Annotated in this window: 18 protein-coding genes; 7 read left to right on the top strand and 11 right to left on the bottom strand. The window is 64.4% G+C overall.

Translation table 11 applies throughout. From position 1 onward, the window contains the following. Positions 1 to 252 precede the first annotated feature (252 nt). The 4 genes from FB597_RS00090 to FB597_RS00075 are packed head-to-tail and all read left to right on the top strand — an operon-like array spanning position 253 to position 4363. On the top strand, positions 253 to 1293 hold the full coding sequence (locus FB597_RS00090; protein WP_144767461.1) for an ABC transporter substrate-binding protein: 1041 nt from the start codon (positions 253 to 255) through the stop codon (positions 1291 to 1293). Positions 1294 to 1329: 36 nt separating this feature from the next. Next, the gene (locus tag FB597_RS00085) at positions 1330 to 2367 is read left to right on the top strand and encodes an ABC transporter permease (RefSeq protein ID WP_144767459.1); all 1038 of its coding nucleotides are present in this window, start codon (positions 1330 to 1332) and stop codon (positions 2365 to 2367) included. Then, complete coding sequence (locus FB597_RS00080; protein WP_144767457.1) at positions 2361 to 3191, top strand: ABC transporter ATP-binding protein; 831 nt, start codon at positions 2361 to 2363, stop codon at positions 3189 to 3191. Before FB597_RS00085 ends, FB597_RS00080 begins: the two co-directional genes overlap by 7 nt. Further along, positions 3188 to 4363, top strand: coding sequence for a cytochrome c (locus FB597_RS00075; protein WP_370454634.1), 1176 nt, complete (start codon positions 3188 to 3190; stop codon positions 4361 to 4363). Before FB597_RS00080 ends, FB597_RS00075 begins: the two co-directional genes overlap by 4 nt. Positions 4364 to 4373: 10 nt before the next feature. Here the strand turns inward: FB597_RS00075 and FB597_RS00070 are convergent, their stop codons facing one another. The 3 genes from FB597_RS00070 to FB597_RS00060 form a co-directional block, all read right to left on the bottom strand. Then, the gene (locus FB597_RS00070; protein WP_144767455.1) at positions 4374 to 4607 is read right to left on the bottom strand and encodes a hypothetical protein; all 234 of its coding nucleotides are present in this window, start codon (positions 4605 to 4607) and stop codon (positions 4374 to 4376) included. 175 nt (positions 4608 to 4782) lie between these two features. Next, the gene (locus FB597_RS00065; protein ID WP_144767452.1) at positions 4783 to 6105 is read right to left on the bottom strand and encodes an MFS transporter; all 1323 of its coding nucleotides are present in this window, start codon (positions 6103 to 6105) and stop codon (positions 4783 to 4785) included. A 471-nt stretch (positions 6106 to 6576) separates the two neighbouring features. Beyond that, entirely contained in the window at positions 6577 to 7269 is a 693-nt protein-coding gene (locus FB597_RS00060; RefSeq protein ID WP_141911592.1) for a response regulator transcription factor, read from the bottom strand. A 311-nt stretch (positions 7270 to 7580) separates the two neighbouring features. Here FB597_RS00060 and FB597_RS00055 point away from each other — a divergent pair, with 311 nt between their 5' ends. Then, a complete protein-coding gene (locus tag FB597_RS00055) occupies positions 7581 to 8360 on the top strand; it encodes a metallophosphoesterase family protein (RefSeq protein WP_144767451.1) in 780 nt (259 codons plus the stop codon). Positions 8361 to 8381: 21 nt separating this feature from the next. On the opposite strand, the gene nfsB is transcribed toward FB597_RS00055, so the two are convergent. Continuing rightward, positions 8382 to 9035 carry an oxygen-insensitive NAD(P)H nitroreductase gene (gene nfsB, locus FB597_RS00050; protein WP_144767449.1) on the bottom strand — a complete coding sequence of 218 codons (654 nt, stop codon included), beginning with the start codon at positions 9033 to 9035 and terminating at the stop codon, positions 8382 to 8384. A gap of 191 nt (positions 9036 to 9226) precedes the next feature. Here nfsB and FB597_RS00045 point away from each other — a divergent pair, with 191 nt between their 5' ends. Next, positions 9227 to 10132: a LysR family transcriptional regulator gene (locus tag FB597_RS00045; RefSeq protein WP_141911585.1), complete on the top strand. Its 906-nt coding sequence runs from the start codon at positions 9227 to 9229 to the stop codon at positions 10130 to 10132. A gap of 40 nt (positions 10133 to 10172) precedes the next feature. On the opposite strand, the gene FB597_RS00040 is transcribed toward FB597_RS00045, so the two are convergent. The 7 genes from FB597_RS00040 to FB597_RS00010 form a co-directional block, all read right to left on the bottom strand. Further along, on the bottom strand, positions 10173 to 11129 hold the full coding sequence (locus FB597_RS00040; RefSeq protein ID WP_144767447.1) for a DMT family transporter: 957 nt from the start codon (positions 11127 to 11129) through the stop codon (positions 10173 to 10175). Positions 11130 to 11469: 340 nt separating this feature from the next. Then, complete coding sequence (locus FB597_RS00035; protein WP_144767445.1) at positions 11470 to 13080, bottom strand: methyl-accepting chemotaxis protein; 1611 nt, start codon at positions 13078 to 13080, stop codon at positions 11470 to 11472. 216 nt (positions 13081 to 13296) lie between these two features. After that, entirely contained in the window at positions 13297 to 14784 is a 1488-nt protein-coding gene (hydA, locus tag FB597_RS00030) for a dihydropyrimidinase (protein ID WP_255517043.1), read from the bottom strand. A gap of 39 nt (positions 14785 to 14823) precedes the next feature. Beyond that, positions 14824 to 15552, bottom strand: coding sequence for an aspartate/glutamate racemase family protein (locus FB597_RS00025; RefSeq protein WP_144767442.1), 729 nt, complete (start codon positions 15550 to 15552; stop codon positions 14824 to 14826). Positions 15553 to 15563: 11 nt separating this feature from the next. Then, positions 15564 to 16355, bottom strand: a complete 792-nt coding sequence (locus FB597_RS00020) for an ABC transporter ATP-binding protein (RefSeq protein ID WP_144767440.1) — start codon at positions 16353 to 16355, stop codon at positions 15564 to 15566. Between the two features lie 13 nt (positions 16356 to 16368). After that, a complete protein-coding gene (locus FB597_RS00015) occupies positions 16369 to 17184 on the bottom strand; it encodes an ABC transporter permease (RefSeq protein WP_144767438.1) in 816 nt (271 codons plus the stop codon). Between the two features lie 20 nt (positions 17185 to 17204). Then, on the bottom strand, positions 17205 to 18245 hold the full coding sequence (locus FB597_RS00010) for an ABC transporter substrate-binding protein (protein WP_144767436.1): 1041 nt from the start codon (positions 18243 to 18245) through the stop codon (positions 17205 to 17207). 398 nt (positions 18246 to 18643) lie between these two features. Here FB597_RS00010 and FB597_RS00005 point away from each other — a divergent pair, with 398 nt between their 5' ends. Then, complete coding sequence (locus FB597_RS00005) at positions 18644 to 19420, top strand: GntR family transcriptional regulator (RefSeq protein ID WP_144767434.1); 777 nt, start codon at positions 18644 to 18646, stop codon at positions 19418 to 19420. The last annotated feature ends 288 nt before the right edge of the window (positions 19421 to 19708 follow it).

Raw genomic sequence — 19708 nt, 5'->3', positions numbered from 1 at the left:
TCGTTGTCTGCGGTCTTGTCTGCGATTGCTTGTTGGCGATTGCCCGTTGGCGGCTGGCCGCGACAGTTTCCCGCCGCGCGCGGCGCCGTCGCAACGAAGCAATCCGCATATGGATATGCCATGCCCGGCACATATGCTTGCTCGCTCTTGTTCGTTTGCTTGCGTTCGCGGTTGGTTCATATTTCACATCTTGCGGCCGCCACGCCTGCCGCTTTCCTGCATTTCCTTCGACCTCAGTGGAGCCATGACCAAATGAAAAAAGACCTCCCTTCGCTTGAACAAGACACATCCGCCTCCTGGTCGCGCCGCGACATCCTGCGCGCCGGGGGTGCCGCCGCACTGGCCGGGATCGGGGGATCCCTGGCCGCCGGCAGCGCCTGGTCGGCCGGCGCGCCGCACAAGCTGACCTTCGCCTGGAGCGCGGTGGCTTTCTGCCTCTCGCCGGTGGTGGTGGCGCAGGAAAAAGGCATCTTCGAAAAGAACGGCCTGCAGGTCGAACTGCTCAACTGGGGCGGCTCGACCGACCAGTTGCTCGAAGCGCTGGCCACCGGCAAGGCCGACGTCGGCGTGGGCCTGATCCACCGCTGGCTCAAGCCGCTGGAATCGGGTTTCGACGTCAAGGTGATCGGCGCCGCGCACGGCGGCTGCCTGCGCATGGTGGGCGTCAAGGACGCCGGCATGAGCAACTGGAAACAGCTCAAGGGCAAGACCATCGGCGTGTCCGACCTGAACAGCCCGGCCAAGAATTTCTTCGCCATCCACCTGGCCAAGCGCGGCGTGGATATCGACAAGGATGTGCAATGGCGCGTCTACCCGGCCGACCTGCTCGATGTGGCGGTGAAGAAGGGCGAGATCCAGGCGATCGCCGATGGCGACCCGAACGTGTACCTGATCGAAAAACGCAACCAGGGCGTGTTCACCGAGATCGGCAACAGCGGCACCGGCGAGTACAAGGACAAGATCTGCTGCATCACCGGCGCGCGCGGCGATTTCGTGCGCAACAACCGGCCGGCCGCGGCGGCCGTGGTGCGCTCCATCATCCAGGCCTCAGAATACGTGGCGGAGAACCCGAACGAGGCGGCCAAGCTGTACGCCAAGTATTCGCCCAAGGTGCCGGTGGCAGACCTGCGCGCGCTGCTCACCGACCTCACTTACCACAACCACCCCACCGGCAACGCCCTGCGCTCGGAGGTCGAGTACTTCGCGCGCGACTTCCACACGGCCGGCGTGCTCAAGAAGGGCACCGACCCGGCGCGCTTCGCCAGCCACGTGACGGTGGACGTGCTGGCCTGACATGGCCGCACGCCGCAACCATGAAAGGAACCTGACATGACGACCACCAGCGTGATCCCGAATGTGACTGCGACCGTGACTGCGCCTGCGCTTGCTCCGCCGCAGCGCCAGGCGGCGCCGTGGCGCGCCGGTTTGCTGGCGGCTTTTGCCTGGCTGGCGCTGGGCCTGCTGACGCTGGCGTGGCCCAACAAGGAAGTCGGCTTCAGCGACTGGGCGTTCACCGCCGAGTTCGGCTACGCGGCGACGGCAGTCGCGCTGCTGCTGGCCGCGCTGTCGCTGGGCGCGGCCAGCAAGGCGGCCGCCCGCGCGGTGCGCCTGCTGCGGCCGGCCGGCCAATGGCTGGTGGCCCTGCCGGTGTTGCTGGGCGTGTGGGAAGTGCTGACCGCCAAGCTGGGCGTGCTGCCCTCGCCTTTCTTCGCTCCGCCGCAAAGCCTGATCGAAGTCTATGCCGAAGACTGGCCGCGCCTGGGCCTGTCCACCGCGCATTCGCTGCGCCTGCTGGTGCATGGTTTCGCCAGCGGCGCGGCAGTCGGCTTCCTGGTGGGCGTATGGATCGGCTGGTCGCGCATTGCCGGTTACTGGGTGCATCCGGTGCTGCGCTTCCTGGGGCCGGTGCCGGCCTCGGCGCTGCTGCCGCTGGCGTTCTTCTTCGCGCCGTCCAGCTATGCCGCCGCGGTGTTCCTGATCGCGCTGGCCACCGGGTTCCCGGTGGCGGTGCTGACCTGGTCCGGCGTGGCCTCGGTCAACAAGAGCTACTACGACGTGGCGCGCACGCTGGGCGCGTCGGCATCCTTCCTGGTATTGCGGGTGGCGATACCGGCCGCGCTGCCGCAGGTTTTCGTCGGCCTGTTCATGGGCCTGGGCGCGGCGTTCTCGGTGCTGGTTACCGCCGAGATGATGGGCGTCAAGGCCGGCCTGGGCTGGTATTTGCAATGGTCGCAGGGCTGGGCCGCCTACAGCAACATGTACGCCGCGCTGATCGTGATGGCGGCGCTGTGCTCGGGGCTGATCACGCTGCTGTTCAAGGTGCGCGACCGCGCATTGTCGTGGCAGAAAGGAACCGTGAAATGGTGACGGCAACGCAGCAGTATCCGCAACAAGACGCGCAACCGGCAACCCCGCCGGCGGCGTCCGAAGGCGCGCGCATCGACGTGCGTCAGGTCAGCCACTGGTTCGCGTTGCAGGGCAAGAAGCAAGGCGTACTGCAGGTGCTCGACGATATTTCGCTGTCGGTCGAACCCGGCGAATTCGTCGCCCTGCTCGGCCCCAGCGGCTGCGGCAAGTCGACCTTGCTGCGGCTGGTGGCGGGGCTGGAGCCGGCCACCGCCGGCGACATCCTGCAAGACGGCAAGCCGATCGACCGCCCCGATCCTTCGCGCATCGTGGTGTTCCAGGATCCGACCCTGTATCCGTGGCGCAAGGTATGGGACAACGTGGCGCTGGGCCTGCAGGCGCGCGGCCTGTTGCAGCAGCATCGCCAGCGGGTGGACGATGCGCTGGCGCTGGTGGGCCTGGAAGAGTTCGCCAACGCCTTCCCGCACCAGCTCTCCGGCGGCATGGCGCAGCGCGTGGCGCTGGCGCGCGCGCTGGTCAACGATCCCCAGTTGCTGGTGCTGGACGAACCGCTGGGCAAGCTCGATTCGCTCACGCGCCTGACCATGCAAAGCGAACTGGTCTCGTTATGGCAGCGGCAACAATTCTCCGCCCTGCTGGTCACGCACGACATCGAAGAGGCGCTGTTCCTGGCGCAGCGGGTGATCGTGTTCGGCCCGCGCCCGGCCAGCATCCGCGCCGAAATCAAGGTCGACCTGCCCTATCCGCGCCATCGCGGCGACGCCAGGCTGGCGCAGTTGCGGCATGAGGCGATGCGTCACCTGGGGCTGGATGGAAGTTGGTGATCCCTGACGCCGGCATCGACTGGGATGCCTGCATCGGCCTGCTGCTGCAGGCGATGCAGTCGCTGCAGCAGGGCCTGCTGCATGTGCTCGCCGCGCTGGGCGCCACGCGGGATATCGATGGCCAGCCGGCTTGGCCTTTTGCACTGCGCCTGAGCGGCGAGGTCATGCTGATCGACCGCAGCGTGGCGCGCGCGCTGCTGGCGGCATTGGCCTATAGCGCGGCCGCCTTGCTGCTGGCGGCGCTGGCCTGCGCCTGGAAACGGGCGCGCATTCCGCTGCTGCTGGCCGGCGGCGCCTTGCTGCTGTTCACTCCCTGGCCGGATGCGGCCCTGTTCACCGCCCCCGCAGCGCCGACCAGTTTCCATGTTTCCCCCACCGGGTTTTCCGCCAGCGCCATCGTGCGCGGAGAACGACTCTATACGCAACAATGCATCGCCTGCCACGGCGCCGACGGCCGTGGCAACACGCCGCTGGGGCTGTCGTTGCCGGTCGCGCCGCCCAACCTGTCGAGCGGCCTGCTATGGCGGCGCAGCGACGGCGATATCTTCTGGAGCCTGCAGCACGGCAAGGGCGGCATGCCGGCTTTCGTCACGCGCATCAGCGTCGCCGACAGCTGGGCCCTGATCGACTACATGAAGGCCAATGCCGCCGGCGTGGGCATCGCCGCCACCGGCGCCTGGCCGCGGCCGGTGGCGCTGCCCGACATAGCGCTGGCATGTCGCACGCCGGGCGCAATGCGTCTGAGCCAATGGCATGGACAACGCGTGAGGCTGGTAGTGGCCGAATCCGGGAAGACGCCGCCAACCGAGGATCCCCGCCTGCAAAGCGTGCTGCTCGACGGCGCGGCCGCATCAGCCGATAGCGTCGGCGCCATCGCTTGCGCCAACAACCAGCGCGATACGCTGCGCGCCATCGCCATCATCACCGGCACCCCCGAAGACAAATTGCCCGGCACGCAACTGCTGGCCGACCGCGACGGCTGGCTGCGCGCGCGCAATGCCGGCGGCGAGTGGTCGCCGGACGACATGCTGTGCCGTTCGACAACGGCGGTGGAAGGGGCAGGGTCAGGCGCCGGCAACGCGGCCGGCGGGATGGACCAGTTGATCGCAGCCATGGATGCGGATCCGGTGCGTTTCGCCAAGGGCGGCTTCTTCACGCATCGGCAGAGGTGAGGCCCAGGTTCTAGGCCTGCAAGGCGGGCAGGCGCTGGTCGATCGCTGTGACGGCCCAGGCCATGCCGGCCGCTTTCACTTCATCGAAGTCCTCATACAGTCTTTCCTTGTCGCGCCAGGCCGGCCATGCCGGTTTCCACTCCTGCTTGATCTGCACGGCCAGGTGCCAGCCGTCGAGCATTTCGAAGCCGACGACGCTGATCTCATGATCGCGGTAATGGCAGGTGTGGATCAGGGACTGCATGGCATGCCCAGGAAGGGGAACCTCTTCAGTATAGTGCGGGGGGAAATAAAAGCGATGGCTATCCAGATAACATGCAGCATGCCCGTCTTCCCCACCACGCGCCGATTCCTGCCGCGCAAAAAACAAAACCCGGAGCCGCGTTGCGGACTCCGGGCCTGGTTCAAGAGAGAACGGCTCAGTCCCGACCGGCGGCCTGGTAGCCTTTGCTGCTCATCGGCACGAACGCCAGCAGCACGCCGAGGATGGACAGCGCCAGCACATAGTGCGCCGGGCCCTGCACGTCTTGCTTGATCCACAACGAGATCAGGATCGGGGTCAGCCCGCCGAACACCGCATAGGCCATGTTGTAGGCGAAGGACAGGCCGGAGAAACGCACCGGCGGCGGGAAGGCGCGGGTAGCGACGATCGGGGTGAGCGCGATGCTGCCCACGAACAGGCCGACCAGGCCATAGCCCCAGACCAGCGATTCGGGAGAGCCCGGCAATTGCCCATAGAACCATACGGTCGACAGCGCCAGGCCGCCCCAGCCGATGATCATGCAAGCGCGCGTGCCGATGCGGTCGCACAGCCAGCCGATGGCCAGGCAACCGATGGTCAGCATCAGCGTGCCGGCGCAGTTGGCCTGCATCACCAGCTTGGCCGGCAGGTGGTGCACGGTCTGCAGGTAAGACGGAGTCATCAGGATCACTACCACGATGGCGCCGGACAGGCACCAGGTCATGCCGGCGGTCAGGAAGCTGGCGGCGCGGTGCTCGCGCAGCACCGTCTTGAGCGGTAGTTCCCTGGACTGGGCGCGGCGCGCCGCCAGTTCCCGGAACACCGGCGTCTCTTCGAGGTAGCGCCGCAGGTAGACCGACACCAGGCCGAACACGCCGCCCAGGATGAAGGGAATGCGCCAGGCGTAACCCGTCACCTCGCCGGGTTCGAACACGCTGTTGATGAAGATGCCCATCAGCGAACCCAGCAGGATGCCGCCGGTGATGCCGGCGGTCAGCGAACCGACGCCGAAGGCGTAGCGGTTGGCCGGCACGTGTTCGGCCACGAACACCCAGGCGCCCGGCATCTCGCCGCCGATGGCGGCGCCCTGCAGGGTGCGCATCAACAGCAGCAGGATGGGCGCAGCCACGCCGATGCTGGCGTAGGTCGGCAACAGGCCGATCACCAGCGTGGGCACGGCCATCAGGAAGATCGACAGCGTGAACATGCGCTTGCGGCCGATCACATCGCCGTAGTGGGCGATGACGATGCCGCCCACCGGACGCGCAAGGTAGCCGGCGGCGAAGATGCCGAAGGTCTGCAGCATGCGCAGCCACTCGGGCATGTCGGCCGGGAAGAACAGCTTGCCGACCACCGCCGCGAAGAACACGTAGATGACGAAATCGTAGAATTCCAGCGTGCCGCCCAGGGCCGACAGGCCGAGCGTCTTGTAGTCGGAGGAAGTGAGGGGGCGATGCCGGGACTCGTGGATGGCCCCGGTATATTCAGCGGAAGTGGACATGGTTTTTCAGCACAATCGGCAAAACGGCATCCCCGGTCCGTGCGCCCGGCATTTGCCCAATGCAAATGCGGCCGGCACACCAGGCCGGAGGACCGGTTCGGTATCGTTCAAGCATTAAACGGGTGGATCGCAGACGGCGTGTCTGCGAAGGACAGATTCAGCGGAAAACGTAAAGCGAAGACCTACGATTTAGCGGCGAAACTGGGAACATGATACCTGAAAGCGGCGAAACTTTCGCATCGCAGCATTTCTTGCTGTTTTCCAACCGCGCCACAGCATCCAACGCATGACTGTCGCGGCGAGAGAATCCAGCCTCTCTCATCCGCATCGCAACAAAAAAGTGAACGCGAGCCATGCCTGAACGGTTTCATGAGCATGCTCTTCCTCCATGCCTGTTACCCTTCCCTTGCACACCGGCGATGCCAATGCCATATGCGAACCAAGGCCTCCGCTTTTTACGAGCCATGCCTTTCAGGCGTCGAGCACGATGTCCACCGCCGCGCTCCGGTGCAGTATCAGGAAACCTTCGCCATAGATGTTGCGGATCTGCATCGGCGCATCCGCGTGCGCACGCAGTTTCTGGCGCACGCGGTAGATCAGCGCATCGATGCGATGGGAATCGTATTCCTCGGCGCCGGACCTGAGCAAGTCGAACAGCTGTGCGTGCGAGACCGGATAATTGGGACTTTGCAGCAGCGCCGCCAAGGCGATGCTTTCCTTCTCGGTGAACTGCAGCGACACCGCATCGCCATTGGCCAGGCGGCCCGATTTGCGGTTGAAGGTCCATCGCTCCGATTCCGGCGGGCGCTGGTGCGGCGCGGTCTTCATCCGGCGCGACAAGGCCGTCAGCGTCGCCGATATCTCTTCCAGCCGGACCGGCTTGACCAGGTAATAATCGGCGCCTTCGCTCATGCCGCGCACCCGTTCTTCCAGACGGGTGCTGGCGGTGAGGACGATGATGCCCATCGATGGGAAATGCTGCCGGATCGAGGCAAGTTCCAGCAGGCCGGCATCGGCGATCAGGATATCGGGCTGCCGGTTTCCCAGGATATCCAGCGCTCGCGCCAGGGCCGGGCAACTGCCGGTCTCATAGCCTAACCCTCCGACATGTGCAGCAAGCCTGTTGCACCAGTCGGCCTCGCCTCCAACGATGAATACTTTCATTTAATCTAGCGTTCCGGACGAAACAGATTCTCAGGACTGACGAAAGCACTGCCGTCGCCCTTGCCGGACGCGCCTCCGGACCCACCCCGCGAGCCCCGCAATACTTTCCATATTTACAACGTTATACAGAAAATATCTTCGAATAAACTCATAAAAACTCGCAAGCAACCTGCAAACGTTTTCACCGGATCGCCATTGCCGCCGCGGACATCCGCAAGGCTCAGGACGCTCCCCGCGCTGCCTTCACCGCCATTACCTGCTAAGGTGTCAATTCCATGTCACCACCTGCCGGCCACAGGCCTGTCCATTTCATGCGCCTATTGATCCTGTCCGACCTCCATCTTGAAGTCTGGCGTGAAAACGCCCCCGCCATCCGTCCCGCATCGAGCCGGCCCGACGTCGTCATCCTCGCTGGCGACATCGACAAGCCGGCGCGCGCGCTGGCCTGGGCCGAGCGCACATTCGCCGGCCTGCCGGTGATCTATGTCAGCGGCAACCACGAGGCGTATGGAGACAGTTGGGAAGGGGCGCTGCGCAACCTGGCGCGGCCGGGAGCGGCGCCTTCCAACGTGCGCCTGCTGAACCGGAGCGAAACCGTGATCGGCGGCGTGCGCTTTCTCGGCGCCACGCTATGGACCGACTACGCATTGTTCGGGGAAGAGAAACGGCAAGCCGCGATGGCAGCGGCCGAGCCGGTGATGCTGGACTACCGCCGCATCCAGGTGGAAGACGGCGGCCTGCATCCGATGACGCCGGACGACACGGTGCGGCTGCACCGCGCCGACCGCGCCTGGCTGGCGGAAAAACTGGAAACGCCGTTCGACGGCCGCACCGTGGTGGTCACCCACATGGCGCCATCGCTGCGTTCGGTGGCGACGCGTTACGCGCAGGACCTAGTATCGGCGGCGTTCTCATCCAACCTCGACGCCCTGGTGGAACGCGCCGACCTGTGGGTGCATGGGCATACCCACGACTCATTCGACTACCGCATCGGCAACTGCCGCGTCATCTGCAATCCCTGCGGCTACCTGCGGCGCGACGGCACGCCGGAAAACGAACGCTACAACCCCGACCTGATCGTCGAGGCCTGAGGCGGGGCCGGCGTTCTGGCTTCAGATATCGGTAAACACCGCCGCATCGGCCAGCCGCGACTTCGGCAACGCGGCATTGAAATCGCCGGCGCCGCTATAGCCCAGGCCCACCAGCACGGTGCTGGTCAAGCCCTTGGCGCGCAATCCCAGCTCCTCGTCCAGCACCTTGGCGTTGAACCCTTCCATCGGCACCGCATCGATCTCGAAGGTGGCCGCGCCCAGCAGCAGCGTACCCAATGCCAGGTAGACCTGCTTGTCCATCCAGTGCTGCGCATCCTTCAGGTCGTAACGGTGCAGGTCGCTGTACGACAGGCGCGAGCCGCGCTGGCCGGCCTTGGCCTCGGCGTTGATGAAGCGGCCGTCGCGCTCTTCCTGCGCCAGCAGCACTTCCAGGTGCGCTTCGGTGATCGCGGTGCGGGTGCACAGCACCAGCACGTGCGAGGCATCGACGATCTTGGACACGTTGTAAGGGAAGCCGGCCTCGGCGGCCTTGGCCACGTGCGCCTTGCCGGCATCGGTGGACGCCAGCACGAAGTGCCAGGGCTGCGAATTGACCGAGGACGGCGCAAAGCGCAGCAGTTCACGCAGCTCGGCGATCACGCCTGCCGGGATCTTGCGGGCCGGATCGAAAGCCTTGGCGGAATGGCGTTTCTTGGCGAATTGGACGATGCTCATGAGGGGTTCTCCTTGATGATGGCGGATGGCGGATGACATATTGGTCGAATCGGGATGCAAGCGTGTTGCAGCGTTCCCCGGCCGCCATCATCGGCGATCCGCCAATATCAAAAAAGGAGATGGCAGCAGAAACATTTTCAAAAATATTTTGAAAGTAAAATGCCAGTCATTTCCTCCTTCCTTGCCGCGCCATGATCCGACTGGAAGACCTGCTCATCTTCGTCAGCGCCGCCGACAACGGCAGCCTCTCGGCCGCCGCGCGCCAGCACGACATCACGCCCGCCGTGGCCAGCGCCGCCATGAAGCGGCTGGAAAGCGAACTGGGCGCGCGCCTGTTGACGCGCTCCACCCGCAGCCTGCGCCTGACGCCCGACGGCGAACGCTACCTGCAATACGCGCGCAACACGCTGGCCGAAGTCAATGCCGGGCGCGACGCGGTGGCGCACGGTCGCCGCATCGTGGGCGGCAACCTGTCGCTGTCGGTGCCGTCGGACATGGGGCGCAACCTGATGTGCCAGTGGCTCGACGAGTTCCAGTCGCTGCATCCGGCGGTGACGCTGCAAGTGCGCATCAGCGATCGCGTGGCCGACATGTTCCGTCAGCCGGTGGATGTGGCGATCCGCTACAGCGCCCCGGAAGACTCCAGCCTGGTGGCGCTGCCGCTGGCGCCGGGCAACCGCCGCGTGGCCTGCGCCTCGCCCGACTACCTCGCGCGCCACGGCCGCCCGCGCACGCCGGCCGACCTGCGCCAGCACAATTGCCTGCGCTACCTGCTCTCAGACACGTTGCACACGCGCTGGAGCTTCATCAAGGAGGGGGTGTTGACGCACGTGACGGTCAACGGCGACCGCGTCTGCGACGATGGGGAAATGGTGCACCGCTGGGCGGCCAACGGTTACGGCATCGCCTACAAATCGCACCTGGATGTGCTGGCCGACCTGCGCAGCGGCCGGCTGGAGACCGTGCTGGACGACTACGAGGGGGAAAGCTCGCCGCTCAACCTGGTCTGCACGCACCGCACGATGGTGTCGCCGACGGTAACGGCACTGCGCGAACTGCTGGTCGAGCGCATTGCGCGCTACATGGCGGCGCGCTGACGCCGCAGGCTCGCAATCCGTTTCACCATGCAACGGGCTCTCAGGCCTTGAACGCCACGCGACGCCCGCCCAAGCCGGGCAAGGCCGGCAGCAGCAGGCCCAGGCACAGCAACCCCATGCCCAGCAGCAGGTCGGGCGAAAGCGTCTCGCCGAAGATCAGCGACGACAGCGTCAGCCCCACCACCGGCACGCCCAGCATGCACACCGACACCGTCACCGGCGACAGGCGCTGGGTCATCTGCAGCACGATCAGGAAAGTCAACGCGGTCGCCAGCGGGCCGGTGTAGGCGATGACATACCAGGAACGATGGTCGAGCAGGAAAACCGGCCCCCCTTCGAAAAGCAGCGCCAGCACGCACAGCGGCAACGCGGCCACCAGCGTCTGCCAGGGCAGCAGGCTGAAATCCAGCTTCACGCCCGGGGTCAGCTTGATCTGCAGGATATTCGCGGCCCACGACAACGAAGCGGCGCCCAGCATCAAGTAGCCGATCATGCTGTGCAGGTCGGCATGCAGCAGCGCGGGCAGCACGATCACCGCGATCCCGGCGTAGCTGCACACGGCGGCCAGCGACTGCTGCGCATTGAGCTTTTGCTTCAACACCAGCGCCGCCCCCGGCACCACCCAGATCGAAGTGGCATAGGCGATCAGCGAAGCGCGGCCGGGCATGACGAAATGCAGCGCGCCCGTCACCAGCGCGGTAAACAATCCCATCTGCAGGATGCCCACGCCAGCCACGACCGGCCATTCGGCGCGGGTCGGCAGGCGCAGCTTGCCGAGCGCGAAGGCAATCGCAAAACTCAATGCCGCGGCGGAAAGGAAACGGCTGGCGGCGAACCACAGCGGCGGAATGTAATGGCTGCCGAACTTCATCACCGGCCAGTTGCCGCCCCAGATGCAAATGGCCGCCACCACGCAGGCCAGAAACCATCCGCTCATCGGCTTGTGCCTGGCGGCGGACTGGGGGATGACGCGGGCGGCCGCGTTTTCGATCGACATGCTGGACTCCGTGGAAGACAAAAGGAGCATGCCAAGCGCGCGAAACACGGCCCGGGTCCGGCCGTCCCGACGCATGCTGCAATGCATCCAAAACGGCTCCATGGTAGACAAGAGGCGGCAAATAGTGCTGCCGTATTAGAGAAATGAAACTGGCTTTTTCGGCATTTCCTGCTGCAAAAATATTTTTTACAGATTTATTATTTTTTCAAACCTTTTTGGAGCAGCATCTTCCACTTCTTGGTGCATGACCCGGCACTACCCTGCCGTGATGCACAAGCGATGGCCGGAAACGATAACGGCGCCCACCTGGAGCGCCGTTCTTCACCACACCGCCGGCAGATCAGCGCAGCAACGGCGCCTGCTCTGTCGCCTGTTGCGCCGATATGGGCGCAGTGCGCTGGCTGCGCTCCAGCGTAAACACGCCAACCAGCGCCACCAGCTTCTGCGCCTGTTCCTGCAGCGACTGCGCTGCGGCAGCAGCCTGCTCCACCAGCGCGGCGTTCTGCTGCGTGGTCTCGTCCATCTGCGTGATGGCATGGCCCACCTGCTCGATGCCGGCGCTCTGCTCATGGCTGGCGGTAGCGATCTCGTTGACCACGGTAGACACGCCCTGGATGCTGGAGACCACCTGCTGCATGGTCTGGCCGGCCTGCTGCACCAGTTGCGTGCCGGCGTCGACCTTGCCCACCGAATCGTCGATCAGTTGCTTGATCTCCTTGGCCGCTGCCGCCGAACGCTGCGCCAGTGAACGTACCTCCGACGCCACCACGGCGAAGCCGCGTCCCTGCTCGCCGGCGCGCGCGGCTTCCACTGCCGCATTCAGGGCCAGGATGTTGGTCTGGAAGGCGATGCCGTCGATCACGCTGATGATGTCGACGATCTTGCGCGACGAGTCGTTGATGGAGGTCATCGTCTGCACAACCTGGCCGACCACGTCGCCGCCTTCGATGGCCACCTTGGACGCGCTCGCCGCCAGCTGATTGGCGTGCTGGGCATTGGCGGCATTCTGCCTGACGGTGGAGGTCAGTTCCTCCATCGCCGATGCCGTCTCTTCCAGCGAGCCGGCCTGCTGCTCGGTGCGGTTCGACAGGTCCATGTTGCCGGTGGCAATCTCGTCCACCGATGTCTTGATCGACTCGGTGGCGCTCTGGATACCGTGCACGGTATCGACCAGGCGGTCGCGCGTATAGGCCACCGCCGCTACCAGACTGCGGTTGTCGCCGCTGGTGCGGATGGCTCCGGTCAGGTCGCCGGCGGCGATCTTGCGCGCCATATCGGCGGCTTCGGCCGGTTCGCCGCCGATGGAGCGGAAGATATTGCGCGAGACCATGCCGGCAATGACCGACAACAGCACACCCAGCACCACCAGCACCGCCACTGCCTGGATCAAGGCCTTGCGGAAGTCGGCTTCGATGTCGTCCGAATACACGCTGCAGATCAGGTCCCAGTTCCACGGCTTGAAGCGCTTGACGAAGCCCATCTTGGGGCTGGGCTTGTCGGCCCCCGGGCGCGGCCACCAGTATTCGAGGAAGCCCTTGCCGGAAGACGATGCGCCGGTGGCGGCGATCATCTTGTACAACTCGTTGCCCTTGGCGTCCTTGAAGTCGATCAGGTTCTTGCCATCGAGCTTGGTATTGATCGGATGCATCACGACCGTCGAATCGGCGCCGACGATAGTCACATAGCCGTCGCCGGTATAGCGCTGGTCCTTGACGCGGGCGATGGCGCCCTTTTGCGCGTCTTCATGCGACATCTTGCCCTCGCCTTCCAGCCTGGCGTAGCCGGCGATCAGGCTGTGCGCCATCTCGGCGACATCTTCCAGCGCCCGCTGGCGTTCGGAAATCTGCAGGTCGCGGGTCTGGTAGGCATGCCAGACCGAGAGGAACAACAAGGCAACCAAGGAGAAGATCAGGGGCAACCAGAGTTTTTTCTTGAGCGAGAGATTGTTCATCGTCGATGTCGGCGTGTTGTTGGAATGGGTTCCGGGGCGCCATCGACGGCCGCCTGGCCAGCAGCACGAAACGCCGGAACCTGCCCAAGGCAGTTCCCGGCGTACTCCGGACTTGCCAGGCCGGCATGATCTTTGAGCTTCCCCTGATTCCTTTACGGCGCTGACGGTGCGCCGCTAAAGGGCTCCAAAGCACAAAAACGACAAATCTTTTTCCCGTCAGGCAGGAACCACTTTTTTGGGACGGGCCGGGTCGGGCAAGCCGCACCGGAGAAATTGCCCCCGGCCAACAGCGCCGCAAGCCAAACCGCCATCCCACACCACTTCCCCGCGCGAGAGCGTGGTCTCGGGCCAGCCGGTGACCTGCATGCCTTCATACGGCGTGTAATCGACATCATGGTGCAGCATCTCGTTGCGGATGGTGACTTGCTTGTGCGGGTCCCAGATTGCGATGTCGGCGTCGCTGCCGATGGCGATGGTGCCCTTGCGCGGATACAGGCCGTACATCTTGGCCGGATCGGTGGCGGTCAGCGCGACGAAGCGGTTGAGGTCGATGCGTCCCTTGCCCACCCCTTCCGAAAACAGGATCGGCATGCGCGTCTCCAGCCCCGGCGTGCCGTTGGGGATGTAGCGGAACGGCACTTCCTGGCCGCCCGGTTTCTTGCCTTGCGGGTCTTCGTAACGGAACGGCGCATGGTCGGACGAGAACACCGAAAACAGGCCGCTGGCCAGGCCGTCCCACACGTATTGCTGGTTGGCCTTGTCGCGCGGCGGCGGGCTGCATACGCACTTGGCGCCGTGGTAGCCGTCGTCCAGATGGTCGGCCGTCAGCACCAGGTATTGCGGACAGGTCTCGGCATAGATGCGCAAGCCGTGGCCGTGCGCCCAGCGGATCTGCTCGATGGCCTCCTGGCCGGAGACGTGCACGATCAGGATCGGCACGTCCACCAGTTCCGACAAGGCGATGGCGCGGTGCGTGGCTTCGCGCTCGACCAGCATCGGGCGCGATGCGGCGTGGTATTTCGGCGCGGTCAGCCCTGCCTCCTCCAGCTGTTCAGTCAGCCAGCCGATGCAGTCGGCGTTCTCCGCGTGCACCATGACCATCGCCCCCTCGCGCCGCGCCAGGGCCAGCAGTTCCAGGATCTGGCGGTCGTTGAGCTTCAAGTCGTCATAGGTCATGTAGATCTTGAACGAGGTATAGCCTTCCCGCACCAGTTGCGGCAATTCGTCCTTCAGCACTTTCTCGCTGGGATCGCTGACGATCATGTGGAAGGCATAATCGATCACGGCTTTTCCAGCGGCGCGGCGATGGTAGTCCTCGACCGCGGCGCGCAGCGACTGGCCCTTGGCCTGGGCCGCGAACGGGATCACGGTGGTGGTGCCGCCGCAGGCGGCCGAGATGGTGCCGCTCCTGAAATCGTCGGCCATCTTCAGTCCCACTTCCATCGGCTGGTCGAGGTGGCAGTGCGCGTCGACGCCGCCGGGCAGCACCAGCTTGCCGGCGGCGTCGATCTCCCTCTTCCCGGGCGGCAGGCCGCGGCCCAGCATGGCGACCTTGCCATCCTTGATGCCGACATCGCATTGCATGATGTCGGCGGCGGTGGCCACGGTGCCGTTGCGGATCACTACGTCAAAATGTTCCATAATGGTTTCCTGGTCGGTATCTGCAAACGCGGGGCGAAATCCGCCCTCGCCCGCCGCCTGCAAAGCAAGGCGGCGGAGTGTGCAAAGGGAATCGGGATCGGCTTACCTGACGTCGCGGAACAGGCTGCCCCAGCCGCGGATACGCGACGGGTCGGCGCCGGCCTGCCTGAGCGACTTCCACACCACGGTGGCGATGGTGTCGTAGATCGGGATGCCGGTTTCCTGCTCCAGCTCTTGCACCAGCGGCGCGCCGCGCAGGTTGGTGCAGAAGATGGTGATGGCCTGCGGCTTGTCTTGCGCCACTTCGCGCACCATGGCGCGCAGCTCGTCGGCGCCCACTTCGGAGAAGGAGAAATTGTCCTGCTTGCGCAGGTGGCGTTCGGACACGCACTCATAGCCGGCGCTGCCGTAGTTCCTGATGATGGCGGCCTGCACGTCGTCCAGGTAGGGCGTCACCAGGCCGAAACGCTTGACGCCGGTGATGTCGAAGATTTCATTCAGGGCCAGCACCGAGGTGCAGGCCGGGATGCCGGTGGCCTCGGTGATGCGGCGGCACAGGCGTTCGTCGGCCTCGAAGCCGAGCCAGCCGGAAGAGGTGCCGTTCCAGCCGATGCTGCCGACCTTGGCGTGCGACAGCAGCTCAGCCGCGCGCAGGATCTCGCTGTCGTCGAACTGGGCCAGCGCCTGGTTGGACAAGGCGATCTCGGTGACGCGGAAGCGCCCGAAGTGGGCGCTGGCCTCGGGGATATCGGCGATCATCGCGGTGGTCACCGGCTCCAGCGTGGTGTTGGAGGACGGCGTCAGCATGCCGAGCAAAGTGCGTTGCGTCATTGATATTCCTTTCACGCCGCCAGCTTGGCGGCATCGGCATGCGCCAGCGCCGATTCCTCGCGGATCAGGCTCAGCACATGGCGCTTGTATTGGTTGAATTCCTGCGTGGTGGTGTCGCGCGGGCGCGCCAGGTCGATGTCGATCAGCTCGCGCATGCGGCCCGGCCGGTGCGTCATCACCGCCACCTTGGTGGCCAGGATCAGCGCCTCGTCCACGCTATGGGTCACGAACACGATGGTACCTTCATAGCGCTGCCACAGCGCCACCAGCTCTTCCTGCATCTCCAGCTTGGTCTGCGCATCCAGGGCGGCGAAAGGCTCGTCCATCAGGATCACCGACGGGTTCTGCAGCAAGGCGCGGGCGATCCCCACGCGCTGCGCCATGCCGCCGGAGAGTTCGCCCGGATAGTGGTTCTCGAAGCCCTTGAGTTTCACGGTCTCGATGAAGGGCTGGGCCGCCGCGCGCCGCTCGGCCGCGCTCTTTCCTTGCAGCTTGAGCGAGAAGGCGACGTTGTCCCACACCGGCAGCCAGGGCATCAGGTTGGCCTGCTGGAACACCATGCCGCGGTCGGCGCCGGGACCGGCGATGCTCTTGCCGTCCACCTTCACCGCGCCGGCGGTCGGGAATTCGAAGCCGGCGATCATGTTCAACAGCGTCGACTTGCCGCAGCCCGAGGGGCCGAGCAGGCACAGGAATTCCTTCTTCTCCAGCTTGAGGCTGACGTTGTCGATCGCCAGCATATCGGTACCACGCTTGCGGTCCTTGAACACCTTGACGATGTCGTTCAGTTCGATGAATGCCATGCTCATTTTCCTTTCACGCCTTGCCCTGCACGGTGGAGACCTGCTGCCAGCGCAGCACCGAATTCATGATCTGCTTGAGCAGCCAGTCAGCCAGGAATCCCAGCAGGCCGATGCTGATCATCGCCGCGATCACCAGGTCGTAGCGCAGGAAGTAATACGAATCCCACAGCGCGTAGCCCAGGCCGCTCTTGACCGCCACCATCTCGGCCGTGACCGTCAGCATCCAGGCGCTGCCGATGCCGATGCGCAGGCCGGCGAAGATGCTCGGCATGGCCGCCGGCAGGATCACGAAACGCAGCAATTGGCCCTGTTTGGCGCCGGCCATGGCAGCCGCGCGCAGCAGGTTGCGGTCGGAAGTCTTTACGCCATGCACCGTGTTCATCAGGATCGGGAAGAACGCGCCGAGGAACACCAGGAAGATCGCCGGCTTGTTGGCGATGCCGAACCAGATGATGGCCAGCGGAATCCACGACACCGGCGGAATCGGCCGCAGCATCTGCACGGTCGGTTCGATGGCGCGCTCGACCCAGCGCCACCAGCCGATCGCCACGCCCAGCGCGATGCCTGACACGGCGGCGATCAGGTAGCCGGCGGTCACCCGCATGCAACTTGCCATGGCGTCGTAGATCCACTTGCCGCTGCTGTCCTGGGCGGCGTCGTTGATGCCGAAGATCCAGTCCATCCAGGTGGCGAACACGCGCGACGGCGCCGGCAACAGCGCCGGCGGAATCACGCCGGAACGGGAGAATGCCTCCCAGAACAGCACCAGCAGCACCGGAACCGCGAAGCGCCACTTCGCCTCCGACAGGGAACGCATCAATCCATTCATGGCGATTCCTTCCATCATCATCAATAGCCGAGCTCAGACTTCGGCTTGCCCGTGACGCTCATCAGGAAGCTGTAGTCCAGGTTCTTTTCCGCCAGTGCCGAGACGTCGCCGGAGACGTACTTCAGGTCCTTCATCATGCCGGCGATGGCCTTGGTCTGGGTCCGGTACATGCGGTAGTCGGGGTAGGCGTTGTTGAGCGCCTCGGCAGCGATCTTGGGATCCAGGCCGGTGCCCTTGACGATGCTGTTGATCCAGCCCTGCTTGTCCTTCTGCAGTCCGTCCACCAGCTTGACCACGGCGGCTACCGTCTCCTTCACCTCGGCCGGATGCTCCTTGATCACGTCCGAACGGGTCACGATCAGGTTGGTCAGGCGCCCGGCGGCCTGGTCGTACGGATAGGCGAAGTGCTTGCCCACGCCGGTCATGCGGATCTGGGAGGCGAACGGTTCGACCGAGCAGATCAGTTCAACCTCGCCGCGCGAGAGCGCCGCTGCGTGGTCGGACGGATTGGGGATATTGACGAACTGCACGTCCTTGGACGGATCGATGCCATGGCCGGCCAGTTCGCCGCGCATGTGCAGGTCTTGCGCGTTGCCGCGCGAGGCGGCGATGCGGAACGGCTTGCCCTGTGCCTTGTATTCCGCGATCAGCTTCTTCAGGCCGGCCCAGTCATCCGAAGCCAGCTTGGTATCCTTGCCCACCAGCATTTCAGAACCGCCGTTGACCTGGCCCGACACCGCCACCAGATCGAAACCCTTGTCCAGGCCACTCACATACGCGAGGTAGGTGACCTGGGCAATGTCCACGCTCTTGGACACCAGCGCGGTCAGCGCATCGCTGCCGGCGGTGAAGTTGATGCCTTCGATCTCCACGTTCTGGGCCAATGCCGGCACCATCGCCATCGACATGCAATGCGCGCACTTGGCATACGCCAGCTTGATCTTCGGCTTGGACTGGGCCGCGGCCGAACCCGCCACCATCACGCCACAGGCCAGCATGGCAGCTAGGGCCACACCCTTGAGGGACAGGCCGAACGGGGACTTGCGAACTTGCTTTTGCATCGTTTTTCTCCCTGAAATGAACAAACCACAGATAAATTGTGACAATTTAATTTTTCATTGCCACGATTTATGCAATAGGTGTGCCAGCCAGGAAAAATGATTGCGGATATCTTTCGAAATCGCCAGAAAGGCTTGCTCTACATAGAGAAGACAGCTTCGCGGGAACAAAGATTGCGGGGCGGAAAGGCCAAGGATTCGCACCAACTTGCAGCCGGAAGGCGATGCGGAGGATAAAAACCTCCCCATATGAGTGCGCCAAAATGATTTCTATCTGTACGAATATTTTTATGATTTTGTGACAAATAAATCCCACAATTTTCGGCTATGATGACGCCCAGCATGACATCGATAGCGCCACGCACCTACTGCGGGCGCACTTACGCCGAGACGACACGAGCATGAGCACCAGTACCAATACCAGTACCAGCGCGGCCCCATCCAGCCGCAAGAAAAGCATCGCCAAACCCGACAACAGCCCCTTGCCCGGCCAGGCCATCAGCGCCCGCCCGATGGCCGGCGATGCGATCTACGAGCGCATCCTCGGCGCAATCATGGAACACCGCCTCACGCCCGGCACCAAGCTGGTAGAAGAGAAGCTGGCCAGCATCTTCGGCGTCAACCGCACGCGCGTGCGCGAAGTGCTGGCGCGCTTGTCGCATGAAGGCCTGATCACCACCATCCCCAACCGCGGCGCCTTCGTCGCCAGCCCCACCCCCGACGAAGCACGCGCCATCTTCGCCGCGCGCCGCCTGCTGGAACCGGCCCTGCTGCGCCACCTGTGCGAACACACCCAACCCGCGCACATCGCGCAACTGCGCGAGCATGTGGCGCAAGAAGCCAAGGCCCGCGAAAACAACGACCGCCGCGCCATCATCCGCCTCTCCGGCGAATTCCATATCCGCATCGCCGACATGGTCGAAAACCCGGTAATGAGCAAGATGATGCGCGAACTGGCCTCGCTCACCTGCCTGATCATCGTGCTGTACGACTCGCCCACGGTACCGGCCTGCACCCACGACGAACACGGCCAGATCATCGACGCGATCGCCGCCGGCCGCGCCGAAGACGCGGTGGCCGCCATGATCGAGCACCTGCACCACATCGAGCAAGTGCTGGACATGTCAGCGCCGCCAAGCGAGGACGAAGATCTCGAGGAAATGCTGGGAATGGTTTAAGGACAACAAGAAAAAAGACAAAAAAACAGAAACAGCAAGAACAATAGCGCCCCACAACACCGAAGCCAAAGGCGAGCCGGTTACGCATTCCCCTTGCGGGCCAGCCGCCGGAGCGCGGTACGCTCGTCACTAAACGTTTCCGCATAGTGGTCAGCCGTGGTACGCGTTTGATTCCAGTATTCCGCCTCACTTATGACCGGCCTGAAACAACTGGTCCAGACTTAAAGTTAGTCTAAGCGGCAAGCCGCAGTGGTGCTGGGGTTGTTGCCGGCAGCGTAGCCTGCGGTG

This window comes from Herbaspirillum sp. SJZ099 (genome assembly GCF_007828355.1).
GTDB lineage: Bacteria > Pseudomonadota > Gammaproteobacteria > Burkholderiales > Burkholderiaceae_D > Herbaspirillum.
This window is presented reverse-complemented; position numbering and strand designations above follow the sequence as displayed.